This is a genomic window from Echinicola strongylocentroti, from assembly GCF_003260975.1.
In the GTDB taxonomy this organism is placed as follows: Bacteria; Bacteroidota; Bacteroidia; order Cytophagales; family Cyclobacteriaceae; genus Echinicola; species Echinicola strongylocentroti.
The window spans coordinates 4,551,075-4,567,426 of the sequence record NZ_CP030041.1; the positions used below are offsets into that span (position 1 = coordinate 4,551,075).

Here is a 16,352-nt window from a genome sequence, read left to right on the forward strand (position 1 = left end):
CCTAATCCTTTATAAAGGCGATGCTTGGCTTGGTGCCCAGGGCATCCCACTGCGCTTGTGTCCCTCTCCAAAAATTTGTTATGGTATCCGCTGATTGATCCACCCTGCCGTAGCGTGAGTCGTGGTTATGGGCGACTTGGGAGTATCTGGAATCGAGCTGGGAGTTGTTACGGACTTGACTGCCTCCGGTTCCGGAGATTACATAGCCTTGTGATTGCACCCAGCTTTGAGTCGCATAGCCATTCAGGTCGGATGATTGGAGGTATCTAGAATCAAGTTGTCCGTTACTTCTAACCTGTCCCGAGCCAGAGCCTATTGTTGCCTTTTCAAACCAACCCGACCAACTACTCCCGTCGTAGTATCTTTGCCAGCTCTGGTAATTCGCTCCTGACATAACTTCCTGAACCCTTCTTGAGCTGCCTCCAATATGAGTTATACCCCATAGGTTACCAACCGCCCCTGATGGAGCACCGGTTGCCGAAGTAGGTGCAAGAAAGAATCCTTGTCCGGCTGTGTTTAAGCCCGAATAAACAACGGCATAACCTAAACCGTAGTCTCGGAAATTCCCCCACCCAAAAGCTGTTTGACCGTTCAAAATCCTACTGTCATCACCCTGCGCTACCGTACCTGATGTCGTGCCAAAATTCTTGTTAAATGCAGTATTTTTGGAGAATAGGGGTTCGTACCCACTTTGTACCCAACTTTGCGTGGCCGGGGTGGAGAGATTGCCACTGTGCCATACTGTTCGATTGGAAATTCCGTCCGAATATTGAAGTCCATTGATGCCGCCCGCTTCATCTAGACGGATAGACGTGTTTGAAACGTCATTCCTGATATCTAAACTACCCGTAGATGAGGATCCAAACCCTAAAAAAGCCTGCCTGGTAGCCCCATCGATCTCATAAATTGAAAAGTAACCTACATTGGAATTTCCCGAACCGGTACCTTTGATTCTGAAAGGAGAGAATGAAGCGCCCCATAATATACCGGTTTTGGTCTCATCGCCAGTTTTATGTATAACCGCAGAATCCAACGCATAGCCTTGAGAGCTTACCCAGCTTTCTGTAGCATAACCAGCAAGATCTGCACTAGTAAGGTAACCCTGTGATGTCACCCATGATTCTGTGGCAGGATTTAATAGATTGCCAGAATGCCACATCTCTCTCCATGAAGTACTTGGGTTAAGGGATAGGTTACCAGACCTAAAAAAATACCTATTGGCAGATTGGGTAATTCCAATTTGGACACTTGTAGCAGACACGCTACTATTTTGAATAGTCTGAACCCATATTGTTTCTGCAAGAGGAAGATTAGTGGCTGAGGAAGTAAATAGTGTATAATTAGTCACTCCCTGCATGGTGCCGCCATCAGAAGCATTTCCACTTGATATCTGGGGTCTGGAAAAAACATAATCGCCCGATAGCTGGTATCTTGCATCTAATTGAGTATTCGTCCGCACTTGGGATCCCCCAGTACCACTAATAGTGTAACCTTGCGATTGCACCCAACTTTCTGTAGCATAGCCATTCAGATCAGCACTCGTCAGATAACCAGCAAGCGCATGATTGCCCCATCCAAAAGCCGTCTGTCCATTCAGAATCCTACTGTCATTCCCCTGGGCCACGGTACCTGAAGTAGTTCCGAAATTCTTGTTAAATGCAGTGTTTTTGGAGAATAGGGGTTCGTACCCACTTTGTACCCAACTTTGCGTGGCCGGGGTGGAGAGATTGCCACTGTGCCATACTGTTCGATTGGAAATTCCGTCCGAATATTGAAGTCCATTGATGCCGCCCGCTTCATCTAGACGGATAGACGTGCTTGAAACGTCATTCCTGATATCTAAACTACCCGTAGATGAGGATCCAAACCCTAAAAAAGCCTGCCTGGTAGCCCCATCGATCTCATAAATTGAAAAGTAACCTACATTGGAATTTCCCGAACCGGTACCTTTGATTCTGAAAGGAGAGAATGAAGCGCCCCATAATATACCGGTTTTGGTCTCATCGCCAGTTTTATGTATAACCGCAGAATCCAACGCATAGCCTTGAGAGCTTACCCAGCTTTCTGTAGCATAACCAGCAAGATCTGCATTAGTAAGGTAACCCTGTGATGTCACCCATGATTCTGTGGCAGGATTTAATAGATTGCCAGAATGCCACATCTCTCTCCATGAAGTACTTGGGTTAAGGGATAGGTTACCAGACCTAAAAAAATACCTATTGGCAGATTGGGTAATTCCAATTTGGACACTTGTAGCAGACACGCTACTATTTTGAATAGTCTGAACCCATATTGTTTCTGCAAGAGGAAGATTAGTGGCTGAGGAAGTAAATAGTGTATAATTAGTCACTCCCTGCATGGTGCCGCCATCAGAAGCATTTCCACTTGATATCTGGGGTCTGGAAAAAACATAATCGCCCGATAGCTGGTATCTCGCATCCAATTGGGTATTGGTTCGCACCTGACCGCCTCCGGTGCCGGATACTGCATAGCCTTGCGATGTTACCCAGCTTTCAGTGGCGTAGCCGTTGAGATCTGCACTGGTGAGATAACCAGCCAACGCATGATTGCCCCAACCAAAGGCCGTCTGACCATTCAAAATCCTACTGTCATTCCCCTGCGCTACCGTGCCGGCAGCCGTTCCGAAATCCTTATTGAATGCAGTGTTTTTACTGAATATAGGCTCATAAAAAGCAGCATAATCTGCCGGTTGGGCGGTGATGACTCCTGTTCTACCGAAAACACTTGCTACGGCATCAGTATTCCTGACCACATCCCAAATGACACCATCGGCTATCGCCCAGTCTCCCACTTCATAATAGGTGCCATTATAAGTTCCTGCGGTTTGGGTTACGTAATAGTGGCCTTTGACGGTAGTGGGATCAGGTAAGGCTGGGGTGTTGGTGTTTGCGTTCCATTGCCCCTGGTAGCTGACATTCCCTAGCAAGGCATCATTGATCTGGGAAAGGGGTACTTTCCCATTAAGATCGAGTGTGGCCACGCCATTGACTATGCCTTTCTCCGATTCTCGAATATATCGTCCATCCAAGTTGATGGTCAATCCGAAGAGCCCTTGTCGGGTAAAGGAGAGGTTACCCGTAGTTTCGTTAAAGTTTCCACCGGTAATGCTCCGGGTGTAGGCCGTGTCCCAGTTGTTTTTATTGTAGCCCAGTTTCGGGGTAGTGCCGGCAAAAAAGTCATCCATCTGGGTTTTCGTGTAGAAAAGCCCTTTGGACTGGCCAAGGTTTATAAGCTGATCATCTGTCAGTGCGTAGGGGCTGACCAGTGGTGCCGTGAGGTCCCGGGATCCATCGGTCTTGACAAATGATTCCAGTTCTTCCGGAAGGCCATAGATCTGTCCGATCTCATGATTGTGCTGATTGGAATTCAGCGCAGCCGACCCTGTATTGTTGATGTAGGCGGCCATGATGCCTTGCCTGATACGGGTATTTTCTTGTCCGGGAAGGAGTCGTTTGAGTTGGGCTGCTAGTCTGGATTGGCTCATTTAGTCTTTACCTTGTACATCTTCACTTTGGCCAGGGTCTGTTCGTCCCTTGTGATGGCTTCTTCGATCTCATCGATCAGATATACAATGTTACGAATGCGGATAAGTGATGTCTTGGACAGGTTGATCATGTCCGCATCTGATAGTAATAACACCGATTCGTAAATCCGGGGCTTGCCCTGAATGGTTTCCAAATCCTTCCACCAAAAGCCCATGTGCTCCGATCGGATATTAAGGTCATATTGGTTGGCGTTGACGGTTTCATCGGCTTTGTAATGGTTGGCCGAAGCAAAGGAGTAGGGATCGCCATTGGCGGCGGTTTGCTGACCGTAAAATCCAAATATCCTTAATCCGATCTCCTTGTTTTCAATTCCCGCTTCGGGATTGTTGGCGGTCATCTCGATTGCAGGAAGTTTTTTACCATCCACCCAAGCGTCTTTTAGGGAGTAGAGTGTCAGGGGTTTGTCAATCTTAAATTCGGATGCCTCCTCATCCTGCATCACAAAAGCATATAGCTCCCAAGCAGGGGATTCATCCTTTGCCTTCTCAAATCGAAAATAGGCCCCCAAGGATTGCACCAAGGCGATTTCTTCCAGTTCAGGATTAAGGGCTGTCATATCGGTGTATTTCTGCACCGTATAGTCAGGAGCCTCCGGAGGTTGGTTGTTCAGACCGTCAGCAAACAGCGGGTCCGGGTTGTCATAGGAAAAGGAAAAGCCATTTTCTTGGGCATGTTTCAGCGTGTACACGCGGTGCGCCTGCTTGGTCAGGTCCAGCACGTCCCTGCTCCGGATGATGTTTCGGATAAAGCGGATGTCCACCCGGTTTTGAAGGGGATTGAAGTCATATTTTAGGCCAAAGAAATTTTTGAGGCCTTTCAGGAATTCAGGACACGAAACATCAGGGAGATGGTTTTTGACCTTGATGGCCAGGTCCAGGACATTGCGATAGCTGTAATTGGGATTGTCGATATCGGGATTGTAAAGATTGCCCGTAATGCGGCTCACCCTATTGCCGGTGGAAGTGCTTTTCACCTCAACAAAATCCAAGGTTCGATTATTGTAAAGGAGCATGTGCTTAACCATGTCCTCCTCAAAAAACTCACCAGAAGCCACGATTCCCGCTTTGGCAAACACCTTTTTGACGACTTCGGTAAGGTAAAGAAAGGGGATGGCCGTGTGCTCCCAATTGGTGGCATCTTCCCAGGTGGAGAACACAGAATTGGTGATATGGAGATAACCGTTGGGATCGTACCGGTTTACCTGACCATCAAATACGGCATTATTGCCTTCATATAGTTCACGGTTGTATAGTTGCGGAAAGGCAATCCTTTTGGATGGATCAAAATTGTCAAAATTTGACATGTCCAACCGGATATCATCATCCTCTCCCACGCGAAGGTTTCTGTTGTTAAATTCAATCCATTCGCCTCTTCTGGTAGTGAATCCGGAAACGCTAATGGTGAGTGCGGTGCTTTGCTCGATTACCTTGATATAACTTCCACGGCCTATTTCATCATTCGAATAGACCACACTGGTTTCCATGGGGATGCCCAGCGAATGGAGCCAGTCCAGCACATCCTGATAAAAAATACTCAGCTGCTCCTGTACGTGATTATAATATTGATCTTCTTGTCCTGCCTGGACTTCTCCGGATATATCATAGTCGGCACGGTTCCATTGCTTAGTGGTACCGTTTACAGTGGTGTCCACACGCTCGGCCGTCGAAAATCCTGACAGGAACATGCTGAAGATTTTAAACGTCTCCTCTGGTTCGTTCAAGGTGATGATATCTTCATCCTCATAGCAGTCCCCAAGTTTGGTTTCGGCGAAAGCGGAAACAAAGAATCCTGAATTGAGCGCAAATACCGCTTCGATGGTGTCATCGTTAGCCTCTAGTATTTCGAGCTTCCCTTTATAGATCCTATTGCCAGACTTCCACAGTTCCGCATCAAAAGGGACGGAAAAGTCCCATGCTGTTTGGGGATCATTAGGCAGGCCCAAGGCGGTCATGAGCGCCTGATCGAGCGGAATGGTGATGGGATAGGAGTAATCCCCCACCAGATCACTGGTGAATATTCCGGTAATGCGTTTGCGCGTAAGCTGGTCGATAGGGATGGATTTGCCCGCAACCCTAAGTTCTAAGGGCAAATATGCTACGGGAACACCTGGTTCGGTAGGCTTCGGATCCGGGTCAGGATCGGGCGGCGGAGCTTCCTCTTCGAAGTTGGCCGTTATAAACGTGTCCGAATCGGGCATGACAAAATCAAAGGAAGCCTGATCCGACACTTCTATTTCGTCAATGGTCCAATTTACAAATTGATAGCCTTCATTGGCCGTGGCTAAAAGAGGGACGATGTCATTTTCTTCATGGATATATTCACCTGTTTCGTCCACTGCGCTTCCTCCTTCCGAGGGTGAGGCGATTACGGTAAGCGATAACTCTAGGGGAGGGGAGTTGGGATTGCACATGGTGTGGTCTGTGCAGGATCCTCCAGATGTAACTGTGTAGGGAAAAGAGACCGTCTGTCCGGGGTTGTTGGCATCCTCAAAAGTTGGGGCAGTCTCAGAGCAGAGGTAGATGGTATTGGTGCCATCGCCATTGTCGTAAGCTTCCAATTCGGTCATGGAGACATTCGTCAAGGCACCATCCACAGGAGTGTAATTGACGAGATATTGCGATACCTCTCCTTGAGGTATCGTCCATTGGTGACAGATTCCGGCCATTATCGAGAATAAGCTAAGTTGTCAAATGCAAATCGGGCGGTAAATTCCGCAGTGTGCTGATAAACCCCATCAGTACGCATTAGGTGGTCGGTATTTTCCAATAGGAGCTTCCGCAGCTTGTTGCCCTCTACCAGGTAGGTGTGGTTACGTAATGTCATATCCTTCAATGCCAATTTTTCCTCCAGAGGCATATATCCCGTGCGCAAGATCATGGAATCATGGGATTTTTGATTGAAGGTGCGGTAGGTACCTTCCTGTCCGTCATGATCAGGCACCACGGCCGTTTCGAACACTTCGCCAGTGGGTTGGTTGGAAAGGGCCATGACCCCCGTGAGCGGCAGGCTGTCAAATCCACCAAGGCTATTGCCATAATAGATTTGGGAGAAGTACTTTGGCCTGTGGTGGATTAACCTATAGGTTAATTTTTCCGCCGTACCGGTCAATCCGGTAATATCGATATCGACTGATTTGATCAAGTCAAAATTTGCGGGAAGGGTATAATTCCAATAGACAGGTCGGTACTGGGTAAGGGATCCCAAGGAACTGCTAAACGTATCATCCGGGGTGCCATCCAGGTACTTTACCACAGTGCGCAAGGTGGCGGCTCCCGAGATTAGCGGAAGGATGGAGAGGGTGATTTTTTCCTTCTTGAACAACCTCCTGGCCAATGGACGACTGGTCAGGAATAGATAAGCCGAATCGCTGACCAAATCATTTAGATTGTGGACATAGCTTTGTCCGGCCAGCCAAGCGTGAAAGATGGCCGATTGGCTGAAGGCAGTGGCTTCTATGCCATCTACCACGTCCCGCGACTGTACCCGGTACCTTTTCACCAAGCCATCTATCTGCTGAACGGCGGATGATGTAAGGTCAGGCCGTTGAAAGGCCAAGGCTCCGGACAGTGATCGATGTAGAAATACAAACGCTTGATCGGTGTCGTAGGAGTAGGGGTTCAAAAACTCTCCGATCCTGCGAAAGGAATCACTTCCGTAATCGTCTTCGATTTCGAGTTGGCATTCGAGTTCGGAAGTACCTTCCCTGCCAGAAGCTGGATCCGCATCATCAGCAAAGGTAGCTTGGAGTGGATCCAGAACCGGGTGGATGGCTGGTAATGGTGTAGTGAGGGATGAGGCCATTTTGAAGAATCAAGATTCAAGATGAAAGTATCAAGACTGGATCGCATGGCGATTGGGGTCTTATTTCCTCACTAAGTTACCTTTGTTAACAGCTATTTGTTAGGACGCCTGTTAGGATGCTTCCATCCTTTTCCTAACCAGGAACAAATAAATAAGTAAAATGCGGCCGAATTAACAATAAACTCTAAAATCTGAATCATGGTAATTGTTGGTTTAGTTGGTAAAAACGAAAAAAGGCCAATCCTCAATTATGAGAATTGGCCTTTTTTCGGCGAAATATTTAAGTACAATTTAGGAATTATAATTGAATAACTAAAGAGTTTTAATTTGCTATTTTAAAAAGTATATTAATAAACTCTTATATCTATATAATTTTTAATAACTGATATACAGTAGGTTATTGTGGTTTTATAAGGATTTCTAAGAACTTGTTAAAAAAATGAATGGCACATCAAAAGCTAATTTTTATCTTTAAACTATGTTGAACGGTACAGAAACAGAGAAACCTTGAACTCTCTGCTTCTGGATTGAAAGAGTTCAAGGTTTTGAATAAACTAAAATCAGAAAGGAGGTAAATTATGCAGTATGAAATAATCCTTTTGATTCTAGCGTTCGGGTTGAATTCCATATTGGAACTATGGAAATCAATTCTCCAACGTTGGAATAGGGCTGAGAGGTAATCAACCCATTCAAATCACCAATTTAGAGAACATGTGGTTTTAAAATTTCAGGAAAGCAGGCTTTTGGTCTGCTTTTCCTTTTTCAAATGTAAATGTATTTTTACTTAAAGTAAATAAATTATTTACTAAATCACAGATTCCTGGAGGCTATTACTCGCTTTCTCCAATATGATTATCATTAGAAAGATGTTTTTGAGCTTGATTTAAATTATTAGTTAAACTTGATTCCTACAATCTCGGTCTCCCCACATTCCCTCTAGACCTTGATTCCAATGGCTCCTTTACTGAATTAATAGCGGCTTCCATAAGGGTGTAGCCCAAAATCCCTTGGAGGTCGTTTATGCGGCCATAGAAGGTACGGGAGTACCATTTTTTTGGACGACGTTTTTTGATTTTGAGGAGCTGGGCGTTGGTTTCGGTGGATTCGATCTTTCTGGCGCGTCCGGCGCCCATGTCCACAAATCGTCCACGGACCAGGAATTCCAGTTCAGCCTCTAAAAGATCGTTTGCTTTCTGGCTCACTTGATGGTCCAAGGAACGGTCGAGCTTTTCGGTGTCGTCGACCTTTAGCCGCTTCTTTTCGATGCGCAGCATCATTTCAGTGCGCTTGGTCCAGTTGGTCAGTATGTTGAGGACTTCGAGGTTCATGAGTTAGATGTTAGACGCTAGATATTAGATATTAGACTTGAGTCGGAGACTCTGGGTTAGTAAAGTGCTGGGGCGGAGACCCAGCACAACCGATTATGGCATGGCGATCATGAGGCTCTCGACTCCGCTCGAGGTGGCATTTACGTCATCGCGAGGCCGACGATAGGAGGACGAAGCGATCTAGTGCTATGGGGACGAGATCGCTTCGCAGGCTCGCGATGACGGTATCAATCATTAGAATACCAATCGTCTTCTACGTATTGGAGTTGGGAGCCTTGGGCCATGTTGATTTCAAAACGCCATCCGTAGCAGTTTTGGAATACGGGGCCGACTTTGTTGTACTTTACTTGGCTGAGGTCGAAGAGAGACAGCATCTTGGGGATACCAGTGCCTCGTCCACTGGCCAGTTGGACCTTGTGCCGGAACATCTGATTGATGATGGCCATACCAATTTGCTTGCAGTTGTCCATCTTTAAGCGTTTATCTTCGGCATTCTGAATGGTTACCCGCTGTAGGATCATGAAGGCGCCATAATTGGTGTCCCGGATATTGGAGTTGATATACTCAAGCTCGCCTTCGGGGTTTTCCAATACCATACAGGGATTAGCCATGTTCATGGCGGTCTGGGCTACGCTTAGGATCTCGTCGATATCCATAAAAGCAAATCGAGGTGAATCTTCGGTATGGCTGATGGGTTTGTAATCCTTGGCCAGGTTAAGGAAGTATGATTCGTAATCGGTGTAATTGATCATTGGTATAGACTTTAGACAATAGACATTAAAACGTCATCGCGAGTCCGACCTTGGGAGGGCGAAGCGATCTTGTGCCTCGGAGACGAGATTGCCGCACTTCACGTTCGTTTCGTTCGCAATGACGATTTTTCATTTCTTCTTGGGTTTTTGATTGGCTTTTTGGATGCGGTGGCTGATATCGGTGAGTGCAACGGTGAGGTTGGTCTTTCCGATTTCCTCAATTTGGGTCATGTCTTCTGCCAGGCTTTGGATTAGGGAAACCCATCCTCCGGAATTGGATTTTCTTGGTTTGTTGCCTTTGGGTTTCTCCTCTTCCTTTTTGAAAATCAGGGGAAAGTTTTTGATCAGTAGGTTTCGGCAGCCATCAAACCACATAAGGATGGCGATTTTGGTTCGGTGATCAATGGCCTTTATCTTCTTTGCCCGCTCGTTAACTTCACCATCCACCAGTGGAAGCCGACAATCATAAGCGTAATCCGGAGCGGTCTTCTTCCGTCTGGGACGGTAGATCACCGCAATGAATTTATCGAGCGTGTTTTCGTCCTTGGTCTTGAGGTAATCGAGGAAATGTTTTTCCGCCAAAATATACTCCCAAAGGGTGCAATTGGACAGCCTGTCCAGTGGTCCCGAAAATAGGACAAATCTACCCCCTATATTTTTTATTTTCTGGGTGGTAAAATCCGGGAATTCGGCAAAGGATCGGGTAATGAAAATCAAATCTCCACGTTCGGTGATATTTGCCTGAAATAAGTAAAAGAAGCGGAGCCTTATCCGCTTCCACCATGGCAGGGATTGAGTGAGTACAAGGAATAGGAGCTTGGCCAGATCAGTCCCAGCCTTCTTGGTGGTTGAGAGCCAAGCCGCAGTAATGAGTTGCTTACGGCTCAGCTCGTCCCACCTTGAGGGTAGTGGATAGTTGGTATTTCGTATGGTGATTTGATGCATGGCTATTTGGTTAGTTGATTCGGAGACTCAAGGTTTTGAGGTGCGGGGGCGGAGCCCCCGCACAACTAAGGCGTTTTTATTTTGATGAATAGGATGATCGCGCCTATGACGATGGCCAGGGCGATACCGACTCCCATATAGGGGACAAGGTTGGGCTTTCGCTCGACCTCCATATCCAAATCGTCTTCTTCTAGGTTATCGGATTGCTCTGCACTTCCTTCAATAGAAGATTCAGTTTTTGTGTTCGATATTCCTCGTTCCGTTCCCTGAATATTCGACCGTGTATCTCGTCTTGTGCTATGGCGGATTGAATCTGCTTCTCCGACAAATTCACCGTTAGCATTGATCTTGATCGGTTTGCCATTGGTGTAAACCGTAAGTCTGGATTCTTCGAATTCCCGAAAGGATTGGTCATATGATTGTTCGAATTCATTTTGGGCTTCATCTATGATTTGCTGATTAAATTCCGTTTTACTTTCCGACTGCTGTCGGATAGAAGTCTTCTGCTTGGTCTTGAATACAGAGCAGGAGGATAGGAGCAATAGTGCACTAATGAGTAATCCAGTCGGCCACTGCATAGATCTGTCGTTTAAGTCGTTTCTTTCTATAGACGCCATCGCCCTCCCGGGATCCGGCATCATTGGTGTTCCCTTCCACGGTGACGGCGTATTTTTCTGTCCATTCGTGGATAAATCCTACATGTGCGATGCGCTTTTTTGTGCTAAAATAGATCCCAAACACATCCCCAGATTGTGGATTGCCTTTTGCTTCGCTGTTTCGCTGATAGATTACCCTTGAGGCGGGAAACCAGCTTGGAGACCAGGCATTGGCCCCTGAAGCCGGTAACCCATTTTCACTCAGCACCCACTTCACAAAGGCCGCGCACCAGGCGTAGCCTTCTCCAAGTCCTACCGATGCCAAATACTTTTTGATAGCTGGGCCATGGTTGTTTTTTCCAACCTCCAGTTGGCCGACTTCTTCTAGGAATGTGGCTGTGACCTGATGACGGATACTTAGTGTATCCGTCATCGCGAGTCCGACCTTGGAAGGGCGCTGCGATCTTTCCTCAGGAAGAGGAGATTGCTTCACTTTGCTTCGCTCCGTTCGCAATGACGGTAGGTCTTCTACAGGTAGGCGGCTACCAGGATCACTCCGGCAAGCAATAAGGAGAGATAGACCAAGCAGAATAATAGTAGTCTTTGCCATGGGGTCAGTTTTAAGTAATCTTTGATATAGACTGTTTTTCGGTAATAGTCGAACAGGAATTTGAAATTAAAGCGGATGCCCATAAAGGCCGCAGTACTGAGAATCGGCAAGATGACCACTGTGACCAATACTGTCTGAAATATTCCCCAATCAAATACTCCTGCAGTAGGATCTATCCACCGGATTATAGGAATGGAAGCGGCAAATAGGAGAATGCTAACAGGCACTGACCATAGTTCTGGCCAGAGTTTGATAAATGAAAGGAGGCGTTCTTTTATTTTAGTTATCATCGTGTTTGATTTTATTGCTCATCAGAAGGGAGAGCATGGTTTTGATTTCGATTAGACTATTGCCCTGCTGTTGGAATTTTCCGTCCAGTTTTTTGACCTCTTGAAATACCTGTTGGTTTTTCTTGGATATCAGGTCGCGGATTTCCTTTAGACCATTTTCTTGTTTTTCGATTTCGGTCTGGTGTTCGGTGATCCGTTTTTCCTGATCCTGCTGTTTGTACCACATCCTGATCAAGGTGGCCAATCCTGCCGTGACAGTGGGCAGTGCAAATGCAATTACGCCCCATAGGGGGATAGAAGTGTTGATTTCCATAGGTCTAGAAGAAAGCTAATCCCCAGTCGGGGTCGTTGCGTGCGATGTGATCCGTCTGATCTTCATCGTCGATATAGTTTTCGGAGTCTTTGAATTCGGGAAAGTGTTCGATATTTTCTTGGAGGTAGGCCAGTAAATCGGTGATGACGCCATTGGCTTTGCCACGGTAATTTTCAGCAATGAACTTGACCAGGTCCTCGGGGGCTGTTTTTACTGCTTTAGGCATCCGGGATTGCATGGCCTCGATCACTAAGGGCCCATTGTCGGAAAGTACCAGCATGGTATCCACGAATCCCTCCGCCACGGTAAAGTAAGCCAACGCCTTGCCGCACTTTTTATAAACCCTTAGGAGCCTAGTTTTTTGGGCGGAATCTTCCTCGGATGAGTAGCCTACCACTTTTGTCCAGAGGCTGTCTCCAAGGGCAGCTTTCACTTTCTCCTGCTGGTCGGTCATGGTAGGAAGAAGCTTGTTGAACAATACCCGCGAGTGGTGAAGGCTGACATACTGCTCAAATTGCTTCAAGGTGCTCAACACAGACATCTGGGAATCTTTATAGGTGTCTGTTTCCTCCCATGCTGTCAATAGATCGCCTTCCGGCAGAGTTTCCATAAAGGCCAAGGCAGATTCCACGGCGCCCCATCCCTGAAGGGAACATTGTTTCTTCAGCCCATCAATCTGCCATTCAAAAGCTGTCTTGGTGTTTTCGTTTGAAGCAATTTGAATTCCTGAGGAGGAAATCAAAACCTGCCCCATGTCGATATACTGCAATAAAGCCAAGTGGGCAACGGCTTCGGACAAGAGCTCTTTGAGTGCTCGGTCATTATCCGCTGCCCCCGCATTAGTAGCACGGTCGTAGATGGCTGAGGAGAAGATCCGCTTGATCACCTCACGCTCTACGAGCCTGATTTTTGGCTTTATATCATCAAATCCCAGCGCAATGCTCGCAGGGATGTATTCTTTCAGCTCTTCGGTGGAATTAATTAGCATCATTGTCCTCGATTACGGTTTCGCGTTGTGAAGGCGGTACCTGGTTAAGCGTTTGCAAAATTGGCTGCTGGGTGTACCAGTGGGTTTCTATTTCTTCGGTGTTCCATCCATTGTACCAGCTGGCATAATTGAATGGATCACAAATAATGTCCACGTGGGAAGTGATCAGGCTCATGTAAATGTTCAGGGCTTCCCTTTTGTCGGAGCCTGACCGATTTGAACCACCTTTCCCGGGAATCAATCCATGCAAAGCGGGATCGATCGAAGTGGCCGAGAAAACTTTGATGGTTGCCTCAGAGCTGTCTGCCAGCAGGGCACCATCCTTCATTTTGTCATCAATTGCCGTGATTTTCCAACCACCATATTCTTTGTTTTGCAGAGTCTTAAAGGTCGTGTACACTGATTTTCCGGCATTTTTGGCCCCGGTAAGCACATCGTTAATGATCTTAAATTCTTTTTCGATGGCCTTTCTCTTCTTCTCATCAGACATGCTCATCCAGTTTTTATACCGGTCAGGCATCCAATAATCGGGCATCTCAATGTGGTACCTGATCAGGGCGAGATTTTTGAGAATGGCGGCTTTCACTTCGGGGATCATATTGCCGAAAGGCAGCCATTTGGACACGACTACAGACCACCAATGTGACAATTGGTAATAGTTCTTTCCCGTTGGATAGCTAAGCGGGAAAATGTAACGCAGCGTATCCCCCCGCAATGCCTTAACATCCTCTGGGTAGGAGTTGAGCGGATCGAGGACCTTTACTTTAGAAAGTTTGTCATCCTCCAGTGAATTGTCCCATTCTTCCCAGTTGGGGTGAAGATAGACCCAAACCAGGTCCCCATTGTCTTTACGTTTGCCATACCTGCAATCTTCCGCTTCCATGGCCACGATCCGCGTGATGGACTGGCGGTCTTCCGAAAGGATCAGCTGCGGGAAGGCATTTTGGAGGTCGTAGAAATCAATGGCTGCCTGACTCAAGTAATGGCGGTTCCGGAATTTGAACTGATCAATTTCCCAAACCATTTTTTTGAATTGGTCATTCTTGAGGATTTCCCCTTTGGTCAGCGGTTCCTTGGTGATGCGGTCACGGATTTGATATTTAAGCCCACCACCATAAAGGGCGCGTGCTTTCCAGTCAAGTGCAGAAACCAAGTCGGGATTTGATTCCTTTGTCTTTCTGGCCTGTTGAGGGAAGTCATTGTTTTCGCCCCAAAAGGCAACAGGGGTAATGTCAGAATCTTCCTCCCGGGAAGGGGGAAGTTGGGTAGGGGGTGTTTTGGCAATTTCCTGTGTGCTGAAGAGTACAGGAGATTGGGTGTCTTCAAAATAGACTATAGATCCATCGTCGTTGCTTACCATACGATTTCCATTCCGTTGAATTGCTTTATCAGTCTGATGTGCACTTTGGTGATGCTGCCTTCTGGTGCTTGGATATTACGGGTGGCATTGTAATGATGCCTAGGGGACTTGGAGGAGCCAAATCCATCCACATTCCGCTTGTACAGGGGCAGGGATTTGTTGTGCTTGGAAAGGATTCCGCCTTTGATTTCCTTTTTCATACCGCCTTCATTCCGTCTACGGTCTGCGGTATAGAACTGGATGGTAAAAGGGATCGGGTTGCCTTTATGGTCCAGCCGATCCATCAATTTGAGGGCGTCTTTTAATCGAATGATTCCTTTGCCGTTCATCATGATGCTAATATGGTGAGCGGTTAAGGAAGGGGGGAGGACAGAAAGGGAGTAGGGTTGTGTCCCCGTTTTAATTTTTAGATATTGCGAAAAAAACTACTATATATATGAAAAATCAATTTTTACTACTCTCGTTTTCGATTTTGGTGCTATCGTCATGCATGTCAACAAATTCCAGCTCCACAAATTTTACTCCTAATCCCCATGTGGAGACTTATGAAGATTTGGAGCATGATAAGGATGAGCTCTACATTTTAGCAAATGAATGGTTTAACCAGGCATTTGTAAACGCAGAAAGTGTGATCAGTTTTAGGGATAAGGAATCTGGTGTCATTATTGGTAAGTATCGATTTTTTGGAACCAGATATACCACCCAGTATGGGACATCTGATAACACTGTAATGGCTTCAATTGTTATCAGATTGAAGGATAATAAAGCGAGGGTCACCATTACTCCTTTAGGTGAAATTAGATATTCTAATATGAGTTATGATGGGATAAGTTCTGGAAATAAATATTCAGAGGAAGATGCAAAAAGGGACATGTCAAATTTGGCTAATGATTTCAATCATTTTGTAATGTCAGCAAATAATGATTTTTGATTTAAGGGGCCTAGCGCCCCTTTTTATTTTTTTAGGGGCTCCATCAAATCAGGAGACTCATTTCGAGTATTGTTAATATCCGTTGATACTTCATAAGAATCCATGGCATCAGCAGGATAAGGGGATAGTAGTTCTTCCAGATCATTAGGGTTCTGGTCGGGATCCATCCAGACTTTGGCATCTTCTTCCGTTAGGATCACGGGCATTCTGTCGTGGATCGGGGCGGTTAGTTCGTTGGGAGTGGTGGTGATTATGGTAAAGGAATTATAATCTTCTCCTTCAGGCGTCTTCCATCGGGACCATAATCCGGCAAAGGTGAAGATCTCCCGGTCTGGGACAAAGAAACGAAATGGTATCTTATCCTTGCCTTCTCTTTTCCATTCGTAGAATCCATCTGCATAGACCAGGCAGCGTTTACCTTTATTGAAAAGTGGTTTAAAGGATGCTTTTTCGGTCACGGTTTCTGATCGGGCATTGATCATTTTATACCCAATATTTTTATCCTTCGCCCAATGCGGCACCAAGCCGAAATGATAGCAATCAATTTCGTCTGGATTTTCAAGTGTAGTAATGGGTACCAATTGAGAGGGGGCGATGTTGGATTTTCCCTTCCACCTTCTAAATGCCCCGATGGCCCGGGCTTTAATTTTATCCTCTAATATTTCTTTATCCTTTTGTAATCCATATCGTCCACACATGATTTTTGGGTTTTAAAGGTATCAAAATAGCAAGATCATGCCTTTGATCCGCTCCATTGCATCCAATTTAAGCATAAAATAGGATGTAATGGAGCGGTTTAGTTGAAAAAACGACTAAGTTATTTCAACTTTCTTTTTATAAGCCATTGAAATATAATTGCTTACCGATTTTTG

15 protein-coding genes are annotated in these 16,352 nt (G+C 46.1%); 1 reads left to right on the forward strand and 14 read right to left on the reverse strand.

What is annotated here, in order from left to right; all coding sequences use genetic code 11:
- Position 1: 1 nt before the first annotated feature.
- The 13 genes from DN752_RS17740 to DN752_RS17800 all read right to left on the reverse strand — a co-directional run bounded on the left by DN752_RS17740 (position 2) and on the right by DN752_RS17800 (position 14,881).
- Positions 2-3,505: a hypothetical protein gene (locus tag DN752_RS17740; RefSeq protein WP_112785197.1), complete on the reverse strand. Its 3,504-nt coding sequence runs from the start codon at positions 3,503-3,505 to the stop codon at positions 2-4.
- Complete coding sequence (locus DN752_RS17745) at positions 3,502-6,231, reverse strand: InlB B-repeat-containing protein (RefSeq protein ID WP_112785198.1); 2,730 nt, start codon at positions 6,229-6,231, stop codon at positions 3,502-3,504. Before DN752_RS17745 ends, DN752_RS17740 begins: the two co-directional genes overlap by 4 nt.
- Entirely contained in the window at positions 6,231-7,367 is a 1,137-nt protein-coding gene (locus tag DN752_RS17750; protein ID WP_112785199.1) for a hypothetical protein, read from the reverse strand. Before DN752_RS17750 ends, DN752_RS17745 begins: the two co-directional genes overlap by 1 nt.
- A 908-nt stretch (positions 7,368-8,275) precedes the next feature.
- On the reverse strand, positions 8,276-8,695 hold the full coding sequence (locus tag DN752_RS17755; RefSeq protein WP_112785200.1) for a hypothetical protein: 420 nt from the start codon (positions 8,693-8,695) through the stop codon (positions 8,276-8,278).
- A 227-nt stretch (positions 8,696-8,922) separates the two neighbouring features.
- The gene (locus tag DN752_RS17760; protein ID WP_112785201.1) at positions 8,923-9,447 is read right to left on the reverse strand and encodes a hypothetical protein; all 525 of its coding nucleotides are present in this window, start codon (positions 9,445-9,447) and stop codon (positions 8,923-8,925) included.
- A gap of 129 nt (positions 9,448-9,576) precedes the next feature.
- On the reverse strand, positions 9,577-10,392 hold the full coding sequence (locus DN752_RS17765; protein WP_112785202.1) for a hypothetical protein: 816 nt from the start codon (positions 10,390-10,392) through the stop codon (positions 9,577-9,579).
- Positions 10,393-10,457: 65 nt separating this feature from the next.
- Positions 10,458-10,970: a hypothetical protein gene (locus DN752_RS17770; RefSeq protein WP_162633256.1), complete on the reverse strand. Its 513-nt coding sequence runs from the start codon at positions 10,968-10,970 to the stop codon at positions 10,458-10,460.
- Positions 10,942-11,598: a CHAP domain-containing protein gene (locus tag DN752_RS17775; protein WP_211324065.1), complete on the reverse strand. Its 657-nt coding sequence runs from the start codon at positions 11,596-11,598 to the stop codon at positions 10,942-10,944. The genes DN752_RS17770 and DN752_RS17775 overlap by 29 nt, the downstream gene beginning before the upstream one ends.
- Positions 11,517-11,888 carry a hypothetical protein gene (locus tag DN752_RS17780; RefSeq protein WP_112785204.1) on the reverse strand — a complete coding sequence of 124 codons (372 nt, stop codon included), beginning with the start codon at positions 11,886-11,888 and terminating at the stop codon, positions 11,517-11,519. Before DN752_RS17780 ends, DN752_RS17775 begins: the two co-directional genes overlap by 82 nt.
- Positions 11,878-12,201, reverse strand: a complete 324-nt coding sequence (locus DN752_RS17785) for a hypothetical protein (protein ID WP_112785205.1) — start codon at positions 12,199-12,201, stop codon at positions 11,878-11,880. The genes DN752_RS17780 and DN752_RS17785 overlap by 11 nt, the downstream gene beginning before the upstream one ends.
- A gap of 4 nt (positions 12,202-12,205) precedes the next feature.
- Entirely contained in the window at positions 12,206-13,192 is a 987-nt protein-coding gene (locus tag DN752_RS17790) for a DUF6712 family protein (protein WP_112785206.1), read from the reverse strand.
- Positions 13,179-14,549: a hypothetical protein gene (locus DN752_RS17795; RefSeq protein WP_112785207.1), complete on the reverse strand. Its 1,371-nt coding sequence runs from the start codon at positions 14,547-14,549 to the stop codon at positions 13,179-13,181. Before DN752_RS17795 ends, DN752_RS17790 begins: the two co-directional genes overlap by 14 nt.
- Complete coding sequence (locus DN752_RS17800) at positions 14,543-14,881, reverse strand: hypothetical protein (RefSeq protein WP_112785208.1); 339 nt, start codon at positions 14,879-14,881, stop codon at positions 14,543-14,545. The genes DN752_RS17795 and DN752_RS17800 overlap by 7 nt, the downstream gene beginning before the upstream one ends.
- A gap of 104 nt (positions 14,882-14,985) precedes the next feature.
- On the opposite strand from DN752_RS17800, the gene DN752_RS17805 reads away from it, so the two are divergent.
- Positions 14,986-15,480: a DUF4468 domain-containing protein gene (locus tag DN752_RS17805; protein ID WP_112785209.1), complete on the forward strand. Its 495-nt coding sequence runs from the start codon at positions 14,986-14,988 to the stop codon at positions 15,478-15,480.
- 23 nt (positions 15,481-15,503) lie between these two features.
- On the opposite strand, the gene DN752_RS17810 is transcribed toward DN752_RS17805, so the two are convergent.
- Positions 15,504-16,178 (reverse strand): SOS response-associated peptidase, encoded by a 675-nt coding sequence (locus DN752_RS17810; RefSeq protein WP_112785210.1) that lies wholly within the window; start codon positions 16,176-16,178, stop codon positions 15,504-15,506.
- Positions 16,179-16,352: the final 174 nt, after the last annotated feature.